At 67.2% G+C, this 17172-nt stretch carries 16 protein-coding genes and 1 pseudogene; 5 read left to right on the plus strand and 12 right to left on the minus strand.

Features of this window, described 5'->3' with window-relative positions; genetic code table 11:
- Nucleotides 1-133: 133 nt before the first annotated feature.
- Nucleotides 134-544 (plus strand): YchJ family protein, encoded by a 411-nt coding sequence (locus tag JQN66_RS01560; RefSeq protein WP_204676376.1) that lies wholly within the window; start codon nt 134-136, stop codon nt 542-544.
- On the opposite strand, the gene JQN66_RS01565 is transcribed toward JQN66_RS01560, so the two are convergent.
- Nucleotides 541-1506 (minus strand): ankyrin repeat domain-containing protein, encoded by a 966-nt coding sequence (locus JQN66_RS01565; RefSeq protein WP_204676377.1) that lies wholly within the window; start codon nt 1504-1506, stop codon nt 541-543. The two genes, JQN66_RS01560 and JQN66_RS01565, sit on opposite strands and share 4 nt — an antisense overlap.
- Before the next feature lie 176 nt (nt 1507-1682).
- Between JQN66_RS01565 and JQN66_RS01570 the strand changes: the two genes are divergently transcribed.
- On the plus strand, nt 1683-2813 hold the full coding sequence (locus JQN66_RS01570) for a methyltransferase domain-containing protein (RefSeq protein ID WP_204676378.1): 1131 nt from the start codon (nt 1683-1685) through the stop codon (nt 2811-2813).
- Between the two features lie 7 nt (nt 2814-2820).
- On the opposite strand, the gene JQN66_RS01575 is transcribed toward JQN66_RS01570, so the two are convergent.
- The 3 genes from JQN66_RS01575 to JQN66_RS01585 form a co-directional block, all read right to left on the minus strand.
- Nucleotides 2821-4398 (minus strand): cation:proton antiporter, encoded by a 1578-nt coding sequence (locus tag JQN66_RS01575; RefSeq protein ID WP_204676379.1) that lies wholly within the window; start codon nt 4396-4398, stop codon nt 2821-2823.
- 42 nt (nt 4399-4440) lie between these two features.
- Nucleotides 4441-4902 carry a hypothetical protein gene (locus tag JQN66_RS01580; RefSeq protein WP_204676380.1) on the minus strand — a complete coding sequence of 154 codons (462 nt, stop codon included), beginning with the start codon at nt 4900-4902 and terminating at the stop codon, nt 4441-4443.
- A gap of 66 nt (nt 4903-4968) precedes the next feature.
- Nucleotides 4969-5862 (minus strand): 3-methyladenine DNA glycosylase, encoded by an 894-nt coding sequence (locus tag JQN66_RS01585; protein WP_204676381.1) that lies wholly within the window; start codon nt 5860-5862, stop codon nt 4969-4971.
- Nucleotides 5863-6007: 145 nt separating this feature from the next.
- On the opposite strand from JQN66_RS01585, the gene JQN66_RS01590 reads away from it, so the two are divergent.
- On the plus strand, nt 6008-6562 hold the full coding sequence (locus JQN66_RS01590; RefSeq protein WP_204676382.1) for a mycothiol transferase: 555 nt from the start codon (nt 6008-6010) through the stop codon (nt 6560-6562).
- Between the two features lie 89 nt (nt 6563-6651).
- Here JQN66_RS01590 and JQN66_RS01595 read toward each other — a convergent pair whose 3' ends face one another.
- Nucleotides 6652-8091 (minus strand): CitMHS family transporter, encoded by a 1440-nt coding sequence (locus JQN66_RS01595; protein WP_204676383.1) that lies wholly within the window; start codon nt 8089-8091, stop codon nt 6652-6654.
- A gap of 188 nt (nt 8092-8279) precedes the next feature.
- On the opposite strand from JQN66_RS01595, the gene JQN66_RS01600 reads away from it, so the two are divergent.
- Together JQN66_RS01600 and JQN66_RS01605 are read left to right on the plus strand one after the other, a co-directional pair.
- On the plus strand, nt 8280-9977 hold the full coding sequence (locus tag JQN66_RS01600) for a sensor histidine kinase (protein WP_204676384.1): 1698 nt from the start codon (nt 8280-8282) through the stop codon (nt 9975-9977).
- Complete coding sequence (locus JQN66_RS01605) at nt 9974-10648, plus strand: response regulator (protein ID WP_204676385.1); 675 nt, start codon at nt 9974-9976, stop codon at nt 10646-10648. The genes JQN66_RS01600 and JQN66_RS01605 overlap by 4 nt, the downstream gene beginning before the upstream one ends.
- On the opposite strand, the gene JQN66_RS01610 is transcribed toward JQN66_RS01605, so the two are convergent.
- The 7 genes and pseudogenes from JQN66_RS01610 to recR form a co-directional block, all read right to left on the minus strand.
- Nucleotides 10645-11424, minus strand: a complete 780-nt coding sequence (locus JQN66_RS01610) for an aminoglycoside 3'-phosphotransferase (protein ID WP_204676386.1) — start codon at nt 11422-11424, stop codon at nt 10645-10647. The genes JQN66_RS01605 and JQN66_RS01610 overlap by 4 nt on opposite strands.
- A 111-nt stretch (nt 11425-11535) precedes the next feature.
- On the minus strand, nt 11536-12822 hold the full coding sequence (locus JQN66_RS01615; RefSeq protein ID WP_188948461.1) for an aspartate kinase: 1287 nt from the start codon (nt 12820-12822) through the stop codon (nt 11536-11538).
- Nucleotides 12823-13029: 207 nt separating this feature from the next.
- Nucleotides 13030-13581 (minus strand): hypothetical protein, encoded by a 552-nt coding sequence (locus JQN66_RS01620; RefSeq protein ID WP_204676387.1) that lies wholly within the window; start codon nt 13579-13581, stop codon nt 13030-13032.
- 47 nt (nt 13582-13628) lie between these two features.
- Nucleotides 13629-13823, minus strand: a complete 195-nt coding sequence (locus JQN66_RS01625) for a hypothetical protein (RefSeq protein WP_204676388.1) — start codon at nt 13821-13823, stop codon at nt 13629-13631.
- A 68-nt stretch (nt 13824-13891) separates the two neighbouring features.
- Nucleotides 13892-14368, minus strand: a complete 477-nt coding sequence (locus JQN66_RS01630; RefSeq protein WP_204676389.1) for a MarR family winged helix-turn-helix transcriptional regulator — start codon at nt 14366-14368, stop codon at nt 13892-13894.
- Between the two features lie 8 nt (nt 14369-14376).
- Nucleotides 14377-16095, minus strand: a complete 1719-nt coding sequence (locus tag JQN66_RS01635; protein WP_204676390.1) for a DHA2 family efflux MFS transporter permease subunit — start codon at nt 16093-16095, stop codon at nt 14377-14379.
- A gap of 357 nt (nt 16096-16452) precedes the next feature.
- Nucleotides 16453-17043: pseudogene (gene recR / locus JQN66_RS01640) on the minus strand (recombination mediator RecR); the annotation flags it as partial.
- Nucleotides 17044-17172: the final 129 nt, after the last annotated feature.

Below are 17172 nucleotides of genomic sequence, written 5' to 3' on the forward strand. Positions count from 1 at the left end.
TGCCTACCCAGTCTAGCGGGAATGTGACGGGGAAAACCTGCCAGTGCGGGCCCAGAACTGTTTCTCCTAGTTATTAGCCATGTGATTTTAGGCTCATGAAGGGGTTTTCGGGTGCCCCGCGTAAGCTGGACGGATGGAATTCCACGCCTCCAGTCCCTGTCCCTGCCGTGCGCTCGATGCCGAGAAGCCCGCCTACTCGCGGTGCTGCCAGCCGTTCCACGAGCACCGCGCCTCGGGCGAGGTGCTGCCGGACACCGCCGAGCAGCTGATGCGCTCGCGCTACAGCGCCTTCGTGCTGGGGCTCGCCGGGTACCTGCTGCTCTCCTGGCATGAAACCACCCGCCCGGCGGATCTGCAGCTGGACGGGGAACTGCACTGGGAAGGGCTGCAGATCGTGAAGACCCGTTCCGGAGGAGCCCAGGCCTCGCGCGGGGTCGTGGAGTTCATCGCGCACTATGCCCAGGACGGACAGCGCGGAAGCCAGCATGAGGTCAGCACGTTCGTGCGCGAGAACGGGGCCTGGTTCTACCTGGACGCGCTCTAGTAGCGGCTGGCGGCGACGAGCGTGTTCAGCATCTGCGTCTGCTGGCGTTCCTTGGCCAGCTCGAAGGCGTCCGATCCGGTCTGGTCCTTCAGCGCCGGATTCGCGCCGTGGGTCACCAGCAGCCGGGCAATGGTGATGGAGTTCGTGCTTCCCTGGCCCAGCACGATGGTTTCGTGCAGCGCGGTCCAGCCCAGGTCGTTGACGTGGTCGACGGGAATATCGGTCTTGAGCAGCGCCCGCACGGAACCCACCTGCCCGTTTTCCGCGGCCACCGACAGTGCGGTGCCGCCGACCCGGTTGGTGGAGTGGGTGTCGGCGCCGTTGTCCAGGAACTCGGCCAGCGTGCCGACCATGCCCGAGGCGCTGGCCCGCAGGAACGGCGACTCCTGATAGTCGTCCTTGGCGTTCGGGTCCGAACCTGCATCCAGCAGCTGCTTGCAGATGGCGGCATTTCCCGCGATGACCGCGCGCATCAGCGGTGTGCGCCCGGAGGAATCCGCGGCGTCCAGGTCCGCTCCGCCCTTGACTGCCTTGCGCACCGCTTCCGGACTGCCGTCCTCGATCGCGCGATACAGCGCAGAGGTCGCCTTCGAGAAGCTGGCGCTGGTGGTGGGAAGGGCGCTGAGCGTCGCGCCGGCCGCCGCGCCGGAAGACAGCGGAGCAACGCTCGCCGTCGGGGGAGCCGGAGTCTTCGCGGCCTTGCTTCCAGGGGCAGCGGTGGGCTCGGCCGATGCGGTGTTTCCGGTGGATGGCTTCTTCGCTTCGTCCTGCGCCGCTGTCGCCTCCGGGCCTTGGTCGGTGGCGGCGGTGGTCTTCGCTGAGGGCGACGGGCTGGACTGGACGCTTTCGGCCTGCGGCGCCGCGGGCCCGCAGGCGGTGCAGGCGCCGATCGCGGCGGCCAGCGGAATAGCCATCAACACGATGCCACGACGGGTTGTGGTGAGTCCGGTACGAAGTGCCATCGTTCCTTTCGCGGTCCGCAAACCTCATTCGCCGCCGCAGCGCGGCGTTGAACACTGCTCGGTAACTGGTTGATCTGAAATTGAGCTTAGCCCTCGAAGCTGAAAATTTGCGGGCAATCCGCGTCGAGAACACTTGGCGTTCAACCCCAGGGTTCTTCGCTAAAATCGTAGGCACCATGGAATGCCTTTACTTCTCCGCCGATCGCTGCCGCTCCTGCACCCTGATGACGGTGCCCTACGAACTTCAGCTGCAATCGAAGGTGGAGCGCTGCCAGGAGCTGCTCTCCGACTTCGGGCAGCTGGCCTTCCTGCCCGCCCAGCCAAGCCCGGAACAGGGCTTCAGGAACAAGGCCAAGATGGTCATCTCCGGCACCACCGAGCATCCGACCATCGGCATCCTCGACGCCGATGGACACGGCGTCGACCTGCGAAATTGCGGCGTTATCGACCCCGCCCTGCGCGCCATGTTCCCGGTCGTCGAACGCTTCATCCACGAGCTGAAGCTGATCCCCTACGACGTCCCCCGGCGCAAGGGCGAACTGAAGCACGTGATCCTCACGCTCTCGGACACCGGGGCGATCATGGTCCGCTGGGTGCTGCGCACCAAGAAGCACTTCGTGGCCCTGCGCAACTCGCTGCCGCAGTTCGTGGAGAAGATGCCGCCCGGCTCGGTGGTGTCGGTGAATTTCCTGCCCGAGCACAAGGCGGTGCTCGAAGGCTCGGAGGAGATCATCCTCACGCGCCGCACCACACTGCAGTTCGAGCTCAACGGCATCCCCATGCACCTGCGCCCGCAGGGTTTCTTCCAGACCAACACCCACATCGCTGCCGCGCTCTACCGCCAGGCCCGCCAGTGGATCGACGACGTGAACCCGGAAAGCCTCTGGGACCTGTACAGCGGCGTGGGCGGTTTCGCCCTGCACTGCGCCGGCGAAGGCCGCACGGTGCACGGCATCGAGACCAGCGCCGAGGCCGTCGAGGCGGCCAGCACCAGCGCAGCCAGCCTGGGGCTGGACGGCGTCCAATTCATCGTCGGCGACGCCACCGAGTACGCGCTGGGCGCCGGATGGGCGCCGGACGCGGTCATCGTCAATCCGCCGCGCCGCGGCATCTCCGCCGAGCTGGCCGCCTGGCTGAACGCCTCGGACGTGGAGCACCTGATTTACTCCAGCTGCAACGCGCAATCGCTGGCCCGCGACCTCAAGCGCCTGGACAAGTTCACCCCGCAGCTGGCCCGCGTCATGGACATGTTTCCGCAGACCGAGCACTTCGAGGTCATCGTCAAGCTGCAGCGCAGCGCGGCCTGAGGTCCGGCTAGCGGTCCAGGGTCGCGGTGCGCCGGTCCAGGCGCCCCATGATCTCGTCCACCAGATGCGGGTCGACGTTCGGTTCGCGCCGCGCCTTGAGCAGCTCGGCGCGGGCCGCCTGCAGCGCGATGCCCTGGATCGCGTCCGCCTTGGCGATCACGGCACGGATCTGCGTGTACTTCTCGTCGGTGATCGCATCGTGCGGATCCGGATCGGTGGCCAGGATGGTGTGCAGCGAGTTCATGCGCCGGCGCACCGCCTGCTGGTAGTTCTCCGGCAGCTCCTGCAGTTCCACGTTCTTCTTCAGCGCGGCGATGGCCACCGCCTCCGCCCGGCGGGCCAGCGCGCGCCGCGCCCGCTTGGTGTCCTGCTCGTTGCCGCGCAGCCTCAGCACGCGCATCAACGCCGGCAGGCTCAGCCCCGGAATGACCAGCGTCGTCAGCAGCACCGAGCACGCGGCGACCACCACGAAGTTGCGGCCCTCGATCGGGGCGCCGTCGGCGGTGACCTTGGGCAGCGCCAGCGCCAGCGCCAGCGTGGCCAGCCCGCGCATCCCGCACCAGGTGAGCACCAGCGTGTCCTTGGCCGCGGAGATCTTCGGGTTCTTGCGGTTGGGCAGGTAGTAGGAGGCGAACATCCACACGGCGCGCACGCCGATCACGACCACGCAGATCGCGATGATGCCCGGGATGAAGCCCAGCAGGTTGCTGCCCTCCTCCTGGATCACCGAGTTCATCTCGATGCCCATCAGGCCGAAGGCCAGGCCGGTGGCCAGCATCTCCAGCACCTCCCAGAAGGCGTGGCGGGTCAGGCGCTCCTGCGAGTCCTGCGGGCGGTCGCGGCGCACCATCTCCAGTGCGGTCACCACCACCGCGATCACGCCGGAGACATGCACTTCCTCTGCCATCATGTAGACCGCATAGGGCGCCACCAGGGTGGCCGCGCTGCGGGCCGCGAGGTTCGGAACGAAGCGGTTCAGCGCGCCGATCAGCCAGCCCATGGCCAGGCCCAGGACCACCGCGCCGGCCGCGCCCAGCAGGAACTGCGGAATGATGGACAGCCCGACCTCGGACTGGTTCACGGTGGCCTGCACCGCCAGCTGGAAGATCACGATGGCCATGGCGTCATTGAACAGGCCCTCGGTTTCCAGCAGCGAGGTCAGCCGCCGCGGCATCTTCACCTTGGTGGCGATCGCGTCCACCGCCACGGGGTCCGGCGGGGCGACCACCGCGCCGAGCGCCAGTGCCAGCGGCACCGAGGCGATCGGCGCGAAGGCCCAGGCCGCCGTCGCGACCAGTCCCGCAGTGACCACGACCAGGATCACCGCCAGCCGGATCAGCGCCTTCCAGCGGAACCTGAAGACCGACCAGCTGCTGCGCTGCGCCGTGGCGAACAGCAAGGGCGGCAGGAAGATCGGCAGGATCAGCTCCGGATCGATATGCATCTCCGGCATGAAGGGGAGGAAGCCCGCCAGGGTCGCGAAAACGAGCATCAAGATGGGGTAGGGGAGCTTGATCCGCTCACCAATGCCCACGATCAAGATCGTGGCGAACAACAATGCGATGACCAGCAGGAAAAACTCCATAGTCTTCCTATTCTAATTGCTTGACCCGCGGGATCGGGGATATTACCGGTTGCCGAGCGCCCCGTCGCCCAGCAGCGGCGCCGCGGCAGACCAGTCGTCGATGGCGCAGCCGTTGTGCCGGTCGAAGGACGCGCTCACCGCGCGGCCGGCCAGCATCCCGGTGACATCGGCGGTATCCGGACCGCCGTAGATCTCGGTGCAGACCCGGTTCTGGTCCGTCGACGGGGAGAGCGCCGAGGGGTCGGAGGCGAGCAGCACACAGGCCGCCTGCGCGGTGGGCAGCGTGCTGCCCTCGCCGACCTGTTCGCCCTGGCAGCGAAGCCGGTACTCATGGGACACCGTGGTGCCGTCATTGCGGACCACGATCTCCAGGTCCGTCGGGGAAGCCTCCGTTTTCGCCGGGGAACAGCCGGCCAGCGCCGTTCCGGCGGCGAGCGCCACGGCCGCAACCCGCAATCCGGAGACCCTGGCCGTCCGGCGTTTCAGCGTCTGCGCATCATCCATGGGCTCATTCTCCACGCCGGTCGCGGACTTTGCCAGAGCCGCGGCCGCGGGAATCCCGGGCTAACGCTACTCGGGCAGCACCAGCGCATTGGCCACGTCCAGCAGCCGGGCGCGCAGCACGTCGGCCCGCTGCGCGAACTCCTTCTGGAGGCGCACGTACTCGGCCTTGCCTTCGGTCGTTTCGATGCGGATCGGATCGTGGCCCCAGTCGTCCAAGTCATAGGGCGAGGCCTGCATGTCCATGGTGCGGATGTCCCACGCCAGCTCGAAGCAGTCCATCACCAGGTCGCTGGGCACCGCTGGTGTCAGCTTGTACGCCCATTTGTACAGGTCCATGTTCGCGTGCAGGCAGCCGGGCTGTTCCAGGTCGCGCTGGGTTTCGCGGGTGGGCTGCAGCTCGTTGAGCGGCGCGGCCTGCGGGGTGTAGAAGCGGAACGCGTCGAAGTGCGTGCAGCGGATCCGGTGGGACTCGACGACCTCGTCCGTGCCGGCGGGGCCCAACCGCAGCGGCAGGTACTCGTGGCGGATGCCGTTGGCCTCGGACTTGTACGCCATGGCCCACTCATGCAGGCCGAAGCAGGCGAAATTTCCCGGGCGCTGCGCGGTGCCGGAGAGGATGATGCGGGCGAACCTGATGGCCTCGGTGCGGGCCTGGCCGAAGGCCTCGGCGTCGAAGCCCCAGCCGGGTCCACCTTCGGTGTCCACCTGGCGGTAGAACTTCCAGTTCCCGCGTTGCGCGGCCTCGGGGCCGGAGAGCACTACGCCGATCCCGGGATGCCAGCGGTAGAGCTGGCCGGGTTTCTGCGTGTAGTAGGTGAACAGGAAATCCTCGATCGGGTGCTTGCGCCCCGTCATCCGCCGCGCCACGAAGGGTTCGCCGAAGGCGCGGGCGCGGCGCTCGTGCGCGGCCGCCCGGGCCGGCCAATCGGCCGGGGCGAGGACCTCAAGGGTTTGGGGCATGGCTCAATTATCCTGTCTCGCGCGCGGCAACTCCACCTTTGGTACTCCAGTTCACACCTGCGCGGCCGCCGGTTGATGCTGGCGGACAGGGCCCCCGGCGCGCATACTGCAAGGCAGGAAAATCGAAAACCCGGGAGGCCGCACGATGAACGAACCACTATGGGAGCCGCCGCTGGCGGGCACGGAGCAGCAGCACCTGTTCGGCATGCTGGACCGGCTGCGCGCGACCTTCCGCTACAAGGCCGACGGGTTGGGCATCGAGCAGCTGGATTTCCGGCTGGAATCCAGCGAGCTGAGCCTGGGCGGGCTGCTGCAGCACTTGGCCGCCGTCGAGGACGAGAAGTTCACCTGGCTGATCGCCCGGCGCAAGCCCGAAACGCTGCTGGCGCTGAGTGCGGAGGGGGTCGACCAGTTCCAGCTCATCGGCACCGACCCTGCGGCGGCCTACCGGAGGTACGACCAGGCGGTGGCCGCGAGCCGCCGCATCCAGAAAGGGCTGCTGCAACCCGGGGCGCTGGACCAGCCCAGTGCGCTGGAATTCGACGGCAGCCAGGCCAGCGTCCGACGGCTGGTGTGCGACCTCATCGAGGAGTACGGCCGTCATGCAGGCCACGCGGATCTGCTGCGCGAAGCGATCGACGGGCGCGTCGGGGAGGACCCGCCGCGGGACTACCTGCCGCCGTGGTATCCCCGGACCTGAGCATGCAAGAACTTCGGCCCGTGTCCCGCCGTAGGGGCGGAGCACGGGCCGAAGACGAGGGCGGAACGGGGGGACGGTCCGCTGGGCGCTTAGCCCATGGCGATCGCTCCGAACAGCACTCCGGAGACGAGCATGACCAGGCTGATCACCAGCGCACGCCACAGCACCTTCTTGTGGTGGTCGCCCAGGTCCACGCGGGCCAGGGACACCAGCAGCAGGATCGCCGGGACCAGCGGGGACTGCATGTGGACGGGCTGGCCGGTGATGGAAGCGCGGGCCATGTCCACCGCGGGGACTCCGAAGTGCGCGCCGGCCTCGGTGAGCACCGGCAGGATGCCGAAGTAGAACGCGTCGTTGCTCATGAAGAAGGTTGCCGGGATCGAGATCAGGCCGGTGATTACCGCCATGTACTGGCCCAGCGAATCCGGGATGATCGCCACCAGCCACTGGCTCATCGCGTCGACCATGCCGGTGCCGGAAAGCACGCCGGTGAGCACCGCGGCGCCGAGCACCATGGAGACCACCGCGATGATCTCGCTGGAGTGCGAGGAAATCATCTTCACCTGGTCTGAGACCTTCGGGAAGTTGACCACCAGCGCGATGGCGGTGCCGATCATGAACAGGTAGGACAGCGGCAGCACGTCGACAACCAGCAGCACCATGATGGCCACGGTCAGCGCCAGGTTGAAGAAGAACAGCTTCGGGCGCAGGGTCTCGCGGTTCGGGTCCAGCACGGTGCCGTCCAGCGTCGCGGCCTCGGTGCCGTCGCCCTTGGTGGCCACGGCTTCCAGCACGGCGATCGGGGAGCCGCCGGCCGACGCGCCGCCCGGAGTCCTGCGGCCCTTGCCGGAACCGCCTGCGCCGGCGGTGACATTGCCGCCGCCCAAGGAGGTGCCCCAGAGCTCGGGACGTTCGCGCTGCATGCGGCGGCGCTCGGTGATGCCCATCTGCCAGGCGAAGATGCCGATGACCACCAGGGCGATGCCCAGCGACGGGAGCATCGGGACGAACACGTCGGAGGCCTCGACACCCAGCGCCGCGGCGGCGCGGGCCGTCGGGCCGCCCCAGGGGACGATGTTCAAGGTGCCGTTGGTCAAGCCGGCCACGCAGGTGAGCACCACCGGGCTCAGGCCCAGCCGCTGGTAGATCGGCAGCAGCGCGGCAGTCACCACGATGAAGGTGGTGGAGCCGTCGCCGTCCAGCGAGATCACTGCGGTCAGCAGGGCGGTGCCCATGACGACCTTGGCCGGGTCGTTGCCGACCAGTTTCTGGATGCCCGCCACCAGGCGGTCGAAGAGCCCGACGTCGATCATCAGGCCGAAGTACATGATGGCGAACATCAGCAGCGCCGCGGTGCCGGACATGGACTTGATGGCGTCCATGATCATGTCGCCCAGGCCGAACCCGGCGCCGGCGAACAGGCCGAACGCGGTGGGGACGATGATCAGCGCCAGCAGCGGAGTCATGCGTTTGGTCATGATCAGCACCATGAAGGTGATGACCATGAGGAATCCGAGTGCAACAAGCATTGCCCCGACCTCCTTGGATCTGTGGTGCCACATCGGCGTGGCATCCGGTGGAATGAGGAATCACCTTCAAACTACGTGTCGGCGCTCACGTCGCGATGCTTGTGCTGATTACTGCCCCCTTTAGGTCATTGGAATCTTTTTGCTCATAAAACTCACCCGGGTGCGCTCCGGTGGATATGCTTGGTGCCATGCCTTCCTCCCGCACCGGAACCCGACACTTCGCCTCGCGCATCATGCGCTTGCAGTTCCTCGTGGTGGGTTTCCTGATCGTGCTGGTCACCGCGGGCACGCTCTATGCCAGCTACAACCAGGTGTTCAACCGGGCCGAGGACCGCTCGCTGACCATCGCGCGCTCGGTGGCAGTCATGCCTTCGGTGGTCCGGGAGGTCGAGCGCTACGCGGCCCAGGATCGGCTTGACGTCCCGGCCTTGCGGACCGGACCGCTGCAGCAGCTGGCCGAGGCCATCGTGGCTCGCGGCGAAGCCTATTTCGTGGTGGTGACCGAGGACCGCGGGCTGCGGCTGAGCCATCCCAACCCGGCGGAAATCGGGCGCAAGGTATCCACCGAGCCGGTGGCGCTGAGCGGCGTGGAGGATCTCTCGCGCGAGCACGGCACCCTGGGGGAATCGGTCCGCGCCAAGGTCCCGATATATTCCTCTTCCGGCATGGTTATAGGCGAGGTGTCGGTGGGCGTGACCACCGACTCGCTGACCGGGGCGCTGGCGCAGTCCTTCAGCTGGATCGTGCTGTTCGCCCTGCTGGCTGCCGTGCTGGCGGTGCTCGCCGGTCGCTACACGGTGCGCAAGCTCAAGCGGCAGACCCTGGGACTGGAACCCTCGGAGATCGCGCAGCTGGTCCGCGACCAGCAGGCGGTGCTCTACGGAGTGACCGAAGGCGTCATGGGCATCGGCGTGGACCACAGGATCACGGTGCGCAACAAGGCGGCCCGCCAGCTGCTGGGCCTGCCGCACCGCACCGAGCTGAAGGACGTCGTCGGGCGCCACTACGCGTCGGCCGGGCTGGATGCGGCCCTGGTGCGCGCCATCCGCGAGCACGCCAAGGCGCCGCTGCGGCTGAATGCCAACGGGAATTCGCTGATCGCCCGGGTCACCGACGTGAACCGCGACGGCGTGGACCTGGGGCAGGTGGTGCTGATCCACGACGTGACCACCGTGGAGGCACTGGGCACCAAGCTTGACGCGGTGCAGGACATGGCCGATGCGCTGCGCGCCCAGCGCCACGAATTCGCCAACCGCATGCATGCGGTGCTGGGGCTGATCAACCTGGGCAAGATCGAGCAGGCCGAACAGTACCTGCAGGAGGTCATGGAGACCGGGCCGAAGATCGCCCAGGTCCCCGGGCTTGAGGCGGTGCGCGACGCCTACCTGTCCGCCTTCATCTCCGCGAAGGCGGTGCGCGCCCACGAGCAGGGCATCGAGCTGCGCGTCTCGCCGCAGTCGATGCTCTTTGGCCAGATCGCCTCCGCCCATGACGCGCAGGACGCCACCGCGGTGCTCGGCAACCTGCTGGACAACGCCTTCACCGCGGCGCTGCGCGGCGTCGGAGACCCCTGGGTGGAGGTGGACCTGCTCTCCGAGGGAACCACCTTGCACCTGGCCGTGGCGGATTCCGGCCCTGGCATCGCCGCCGGCCTGGACATCTTCGCGCCCGCGGTCTCCACCGGCTCCGCGCAGGGCGAGGAGCACGGCGCCGGGGTGGGGCTGCCGCTGATCCGCCGGCTGGCCCAGTCGCGCAGCGGGGACGTCTGGGTGGCCGACCCCGGAGGCGCCGAGGGCGGAGCCGTGCTCGCCGCCCGGCTGCCCGCGGTACTCGCCGAAACGCAGGCCCCCGCCGAAAACCCACTACCGGAAGGACCTCGCCCATGAGCGGCAAAACCACGGGAAACTATCGGGTGCTGATCGTCGACGACGACTTCCGCGTCGGCGCCCTGCACGCGGACATGGTCAACGCGCTGCCCGGATTCCAGGCGCTGGAACCGGTGCAGGATCCGCGGGTGGTGCCCAAGGTGGTCGCCGCGCAGAAACCGGACCTGGTCCTGCTGGATTTGTACCTGCCGCATGTCAGCGGCCTGGAGCTGCTGCCAGCGCTGGGCGTGGACGCAATCATGATCTCCGCCGCGACCGAACCTGAGAACATCTCCCAGGCAATTTCGTGCGGGGCGCTGTCCTTCATCATCAAGCCCTTCGGCGCCAAGACGCTGTCCTCCAAGCTCAAGGGCTGGGCCCGCTACCGACGTCAGCTGGAGGGCGCGGGGCAGCTGGACCAGCAGGGCATCGACCGGCTCTACAAGACGCTGCAAGGGGCCGATGACGCGCCGGCCGCCGGTGCGAGCGCGGCGCCCACCGAGCAGGCGGTGCTGGCTTGCGTGAAGCAGTCGGCCCGGCCGATGAGCGTCGCCGAGGTGGCCGAGGCCGTGGGCGTCGCGCGGGCCACGGCGCAGCGCTACCTTGCGGCGCTGGTCGCGAACGAGGCGCTGGAGCTGCAGCTGGGCTACGGGACGCGCGGCCGCCCCGAGCACCGCTACCTCTCCCGCTAGGTGGCGTCCCAGAGACGGCGGTAGAAGTCGATCTTCCGCGCGTCGGGCTCGATGCCGTACCCGGCATAGACCTCGGCTTCGACCCCGGCCCCGAAATTCCATTCGGTGCTCCATGCGGCCACCGCCAGGTCGGCCCAGCGGTCGCCCACGCCCAGCTCGCCGAAATCCACGTGCCCGGTGACCTCGTACCCCGGTCCGACCAGGGTGTTCGGCGCGCAGGCATCCCCGTGGCAGACCACCAGGTCCTCCTCGGGCGCTTCGGCCAGGAATGCTGCGCGCAGTTCGTCCCCCAGCCATCCCGCACGGGTTTCCAGATCCCAGCGGAACGGGCAGCGCCCCACCGGCAGCGCTTCGTGCAGCCGGCGCAGCCCCCGGCCCAGTGCGCGGGCCGCCAGCCTCGGTTCGGCCTTGCCGAAATCGGACACCAGATTCCGGCCGGGAAGCGCGGCGGTGACCATGAGCTGGCCGTCGTCGAATTCCTCCAGCGACAGCACCCGCGGCACCGCCAGGTAGTCCGCGGCCCAGCGCAGCCTTTCGGCCTCGATGCGCAGATCGGGTTTATCGGCCGCGGCGCCACCGGCCTCGCCGGAAGCGACCGGGCGCGGGGACCACTTGGCGAAGCGCGGCGAAGGTCCTTCACCGAGCCGGTAGGTCACCCCGCCCTGGCCGTTGAGCCAGACTCCGTGGACCGGCTCGCCGCCGGCCGCCTGGAGCACGCGGGGCGGCACCGCCAGATCCGCGGGCGGGGGAGCTGCCAGGAAAAGGGGTTTGCTCATGCCCCAAGCATGACAGCGCCCCGGAGCGCGCCGCAAAGTCCGGGGTGTTAACGCCGCAGGCGGCCGGGCACCGAAGTGCCGGGCCGCCTGCGGATCAAGTGGAAGGTTCGCCTAGCGGCCGGTGCCGCCGTACACGGTGGCTTCCACCTCGGTGTCCAGGTTGAACGCGGTGTGGATGGCGCGGACCGCGTCGTTGAGCTTGTCAGCATCGGTCACCACGGAGATGCGGATCTCGGAGGTGGAGATCATGTCCACGTTCACGCCGGCCTGGTGCAGGGCCTCGAAGAAGGTGAAGGAGACGCCCGGGTTCGAGCGCATGCCGGCGCCGATCAGCGACAGCTTGCCGACCTCGTCGTTGTGCTCGATGTCCTCGAAGCCGATCTCGCCCTTGGCGGTGTTCAGCGCGTCCAGCACATGCTTGGTCTCGGTCATCGGCAGGGTGAAGGAGATGTCGGTCTTGCCCGAGCCGCGGGTCGAGATGTTCTGCACGATCATGTCGATGTTGGCCTGGGCCGCGGCGATCACGCCGAAGATCTGTGCTGCCTTGCCCGGGATGTCGGGGACGCCGATGACGGTGACCTTCGCCTCGGAATGGTCGTGGGCAACACCGGAGATGATTGGCTGTTCCAAGGGTTCTCCCTCTTGAATCTTGATCTTGTCGTTGGGGTCCGGGAGCACCCAGGTGCCCTCGTTGGTGCTGAAGGAGGAGCGCACATGCAGCGGCACTCCGAAGCGGCGCGCGTATTCCACGCAACGCAGGTGCAGGATCTTGGATCCGCTGGCCGCCATTTCCAGCATTTCCTCGCTGGTGATCTTCTCGATCTTGGTCGCGGACGGGACCACGCGCGGGTCGGCAGTGTAGATGCCGTCAACGTCGGTGTAGATCTCGCAGACGTCGGCGCCGAGCGCTGCGGCCAGCGCCACCGCGGTGGTGTCGGAGCCGCCGCGGCCCATCGTGGTGATGTTCTTGGATTCCTTGCTCATGCCCTGGAAGCCGGCGACGATGGCGATGAAGCCGCGGTCGATGGCGCGGCGCACGCGCTGCGGCGAGACCTCCATGATGCGGGCCTTGCCGTGGGTCGAGTCGGTGATCAGGCCGGCCTGGGAGCCGGTGAAGGAAGCGGCGCGTTCGCCGAACTGGTCGATCGCCATGGCCAGCAGGGACATGGAGATGCGTTCACCTGCGGACAGGAGCATGTCCATCTCGCGGGCGGGAGCCTCGTCGGTCAGCTGGCCGGCAAGGTCCAGCAGGTCGTCGGTGGTGTCGCCCATGGCGGAAACCACCACAACCACCTCGTGGCCCTGGTTCTTGGTGTCAATAATTCGGCGCGCGACGCGTTTGATGCCTTCGGCATCCGATACGGACGAACCGCCAAACTTTTGCACAATTAGGCCCATGGGCACTCACTCCACCTGTTGAAAGCTGTGGCTCGCGCGCCTCCCGAAGCGCCGCCGACACCGTGGTTGGCGGGTACAGGATCATGCCGCGCGAGACATCTACCAGATAAATATTGTGACAGCTTCGCTCGATCATGACCTACTTGTGACGTTAACGGTTGGTCATATTGCCTAGAGAGCGCCGGTGAATGTGCCTAATATCGCGCCTTATTCCTTGGTGCGAGCCAAAATTTGTCGCCAAAAGGACTTCCACTCCGACACCATCTCGGGACTCCCAGCCTTAGTAACATTTACGGCAACGGCGGCTTTTTCGCCCTTGAGACCAATGTCCACCTGGGTCTTGGTGCCGTCGCTGAAGCTCGCGCGCCAATAGCGCCAGCGTTCGCTGGAACTGATCGCGGGGTCCGCGGTCAGCGTCTGCCCGTTGAATTCCGCCAGGCAGGACACCGTCCGCAGCCAGCGCTCCAGGGCGCCGTCCAGCGTCGTCGGAAGCGTCGCGGTGGTCGATCCCTGGAATGTTCCATCCTGGGCCTGACCGGGAACGCGGCGGCCGATTTCCTGTTCGAAGGCTACCGCGACACCCTGGGCCCACCACTGGGGGTTCGCCAGGTCCCGGGGCATGAGCGCGGCGGCCAGCCGGGCAATCTGCTGGTGGGCCAGTTCGGCGGCCGAAGCCTCGTGCAGGGCCTTCGACCATTGGCTCCACGGCCGTCCGGTCGCATTGGCGATTGCCTCGGTGTTGCTGCTTCGTGTTGCCATGCTTGAAATCTAGCCTGAATGCACCGTGCCCTCCAGTTGGGGAAGTGCTATTTCTTGCGGTAGGCGCGCACGATGGAGCGCGCCAGTGCCAGGCCTTCGTTTTCCGGGACATCCAGTGTTCGGGCGAGCAGCTCCACCTGTTCCCCGTAGGGAAGGCAGCCTGCGTCGATCGCGTCAAGCATGCCGACCCATTCGCTCCAGGAGGTTCCCGTGGCGGCTTCGATTTTCGTTTGCGAATCCATAAAACGACGATAGCCGCGGACCCCGACAGTTTGTCGAAGTCCGCGGCAGCCTTGGCGGCGCACACAAGCTAGGGGCAGGCGATGTCCAGGTTCAGGCGGCCGATCAATGAAGTCAGCGCGCCGAGATCCTCATCGCTCCACTGCTCCATCCGCGCCCTGAGATCCATTCGCCAGCTGTGCAGCCACTCGCGCCACCGGGTCACCGCCAGATCGGTGGGCAGCAGCTGCGAGACCCGGCGGTCCTCCGGGTCCACTTCGCGGGTGACCAGGCCGAGTTCCTCGAGCTTGGCGACCATGCGCGAGAGCGCCGCCTTGTCGATCAGCAGCCGGTCGCAGATCTCGGACTGCGAGATGCGCTTGGAGCGCATGATCAGCCCGAGCACCGGCAGCGCGGCCGGGGTCAGCCGGTGCTCCATGCGCGCGGCGACCTCCCGCTTGGTGCGGGAAATCACCGCGACGAAGTCCAGCAGCTGCTGCTCGGCGGCCTCGTAGAGCTCGGCACGCTCGGTGCCCCTGGTTGCGGCGCCGTTGCTCGCGGTTTCCATGGCGTTCCCTACGCCCCGGCGGGGGAGCCGGGCTTCTTCTCGTTGTCGCCTTCATGGATGGCCGGGGCCTCGGTGAGCACGGTGCCTTCGGCGCGCTGCGCCTCGAGGCCTTCGGGGTTTTCCGCGACGGGAGCGGGAACCTGGGCCTGGCCCTCGCCTTCCTGATGGCGTTCAACGGCGGTCTGCGTGCGCAGCTTCTGGTTCGGCAGCAGGCACACTGCCACGACGGTGATCAGCGAGATCGGGGCGGCCACCGCGAACAGCGCCGCGACACCGTCGCCGTAGACGGATTCGAAGATCACGCGCACCGGCTCGGGCAGCGTGGAGATGGTCGGCAGGCTGCCGGAGGCCAGCTGCGCGGAGACCTCTGCGGCCTTGTCGCCCAGTGCGGCCATCGCCTTGGCCAGGTCCGACTGCCGGTCGGCGATCATGTTCGGAATGTTGATCGCCAGCAGGGCGCCGAGCCCGGCGGTGCCGGCGGTGCCGCCCAGGGTGCGGAAGAAGTTCACGGCCGAGGAAGCCACGCCGAGTTCCTTGACGGGAACGGCGTTCTGCACCACCAGGACCATGTTCTGCATGACCAGGCCGACGCCGGCGCCCAGGATGAACATGTACACGCCCACCAGGACGAAGTCGGTGTCGTAGTGGATGGTTCCCAGCAGGAAAAGGCCGATGACCTGCAGGATCGAGCCGGTGACCACGAAGGCCTTCCACTTGCCGAAGCGCGTGATCAGCGCGCCGGCAATGGTGGAGACGACCAGCAGGCCGGCCATCATCGGGAAGGTCATCAAGCCGGCCTGGGTGGCGGTCGCGCCGCGGGCCATGATCATGTACTGGCTGAGGAACACCGAGGTGCCGAACATCGAGACGCCGACGGCCAGCGAAGCGATGACCGCGAAGGTGAAGGTGCGGTTCTTGAACAGCTGCAGGTTCAGCAGCGGTTCGGGGGCCTTGAACTCGGTGAGCACGAACAGCGACAGCAGGACCACTGAACCGCCGGCCATCAGGTAGCTGGTGGAGGAGTTCCAGTCGAACTGCGAACCGCCCATGGACAGCCAGATCAGCAGCAGGGCTACACCCGAGGACAGCAGCATGATGCCCAGGTAGTCGATCGTGACCTTGCGCTTGGCGAAGGCCGGAAGATGCAGGGTGCGCTGGATCAGCAGGATCGCGACCACGGCGAACGGCAGCGCCACGAAGAAGTTCCAGCGCCAGTTGATGGTGTCGGTGATGAAACCGCCGATCAACGGTCCGCCTACGGTGCCCACGGCCATGACGGCGCCGAAAAGGCCCATGTACTTGCCGCGTTCACGCGGGGAGAGGATGTCGGCCATGACGATCTGGCTCAGGGCGCCCATGCCGCCGCCGGCCAAGCCCTGGACGACGCGCATGGCGATCAGGAATTCGGTGTTCTGCGCGAAGCCCGCGGCGGCCGAGGCCAGCACGAACATGGCCAGTGCCAGCTGCAGCAGCAGCTTGCGGTTGCCGAGGTCTGCGAGCTTTCCCCAGATCGGGGTGGAGATGGTGGTCGCCAGCAGCGTGGCGGTGACGACCCAGGTGAAGGCGGTCTGGCCGCCGTCCAGATCGGAAACGATCACTGGGAGGGAACTGGAAACGACGGTGCCAGCCAAGATGGAGACAAACATGCCCATCAGCAGCCCCGTCAGGGCCTGCATGATTTCGCGGTGGCTCATCTTGGGCTGTGCGACCGGTGCGGTTGCGGTCATTAGCGCTCCAAAGAAGAAAGGGAGAAGGTTGATTCCAGTCAACTATAAATGATTAGTTGACGATCATCAACCATGTGTGCGGTGCTCCACAAAAGGGCTGCGTCGGGAATAAAAAACACCCCGCCGGCAGCGCATTGCGCGCGGTCGGCGAGGTGGGATTCTGCGGATACTCCGTGATCAGCGGGTGGCGCTGCGGTGGTCGTCCATTTCCGGAACGACGAATCGCTGCTGGGTTTGCGCATCAACCGGATGGGCGGACGCCGAATCCCCGGCCTCGGGCTTGCCGCGTGCGGGGGCTTCGGTCCGGGGCTCGGGAGCCGGCAACTGCGGTGCAACCTGCGGGGCGGCCGCCCGTCCCGCAACCCGGCGTCCCTCGAAGGCACGCGCCAAGGTGACCTCGTCGGCGTACTCCAAATCGCCGCCCACCGGAAGCCCGGAGGCCAGGCGGGTGATCTTGATGCCCAGCGGAGCCAACGCGCGCACCAGATACACCGCGGTGGCCTCGCCCTCGAGATTCGGGTCGGTGGCCAGGATCAGCTCGGTGATCGAGTCGTCGGCCAGGCGGGTGACCAGCTCGCGGATGTGCAACTGCTCGGGGCCAACCCCGGCCAGCGGATTGATGGATCCGCCCAGCACGTGGTAGCGGCCGCCGAAGGCTCGGGTGCGCTCGATCGCCAGGACGTCCTTGGACTCCTCGACGATGCAGATCATCGAGCCGTCGCGCCGCTCATCGCGGCAGATTGCGCAGGTGTCCTGCTCCGAGATGTTGAAGCAGATCTCGCAGAACTTCACCTTCTCCTTGACCAGCTGGATCGAAGCGGCCAGGCGGGTCATGTCTTCGGCGTCGGCATCGAGGATGTGGAAAGCGATGCGCTGCGCCGATTTCGGGCCGATGCCAGGCAGCCGACCGAGCTCATCGATCAGTTCCTGTACAGCACCTTCGTACACGTGCGCCTTCTTTCGTCGCTTGCAGGATTATGTCTTGCGGGGCCCGAAGGCCAGCTGCGGGGAGCTCTGCGCACCCCGCCAACGTACACACTAGTGTCTCACTCCGACACTCCGTATGGCTGCCGGATC

This window comes from Glutamicibacter protophormiae (genome assembly GCF_016894325.1).
In the GTDB taxonomy this organism is placed as follows: domain Bacteria; phylum Actinomycetota; class Actinomycetes; order Actinomycetales; family Micrococcaceae; genus Glutamicibacter; species Glutamicibacter protophormiae.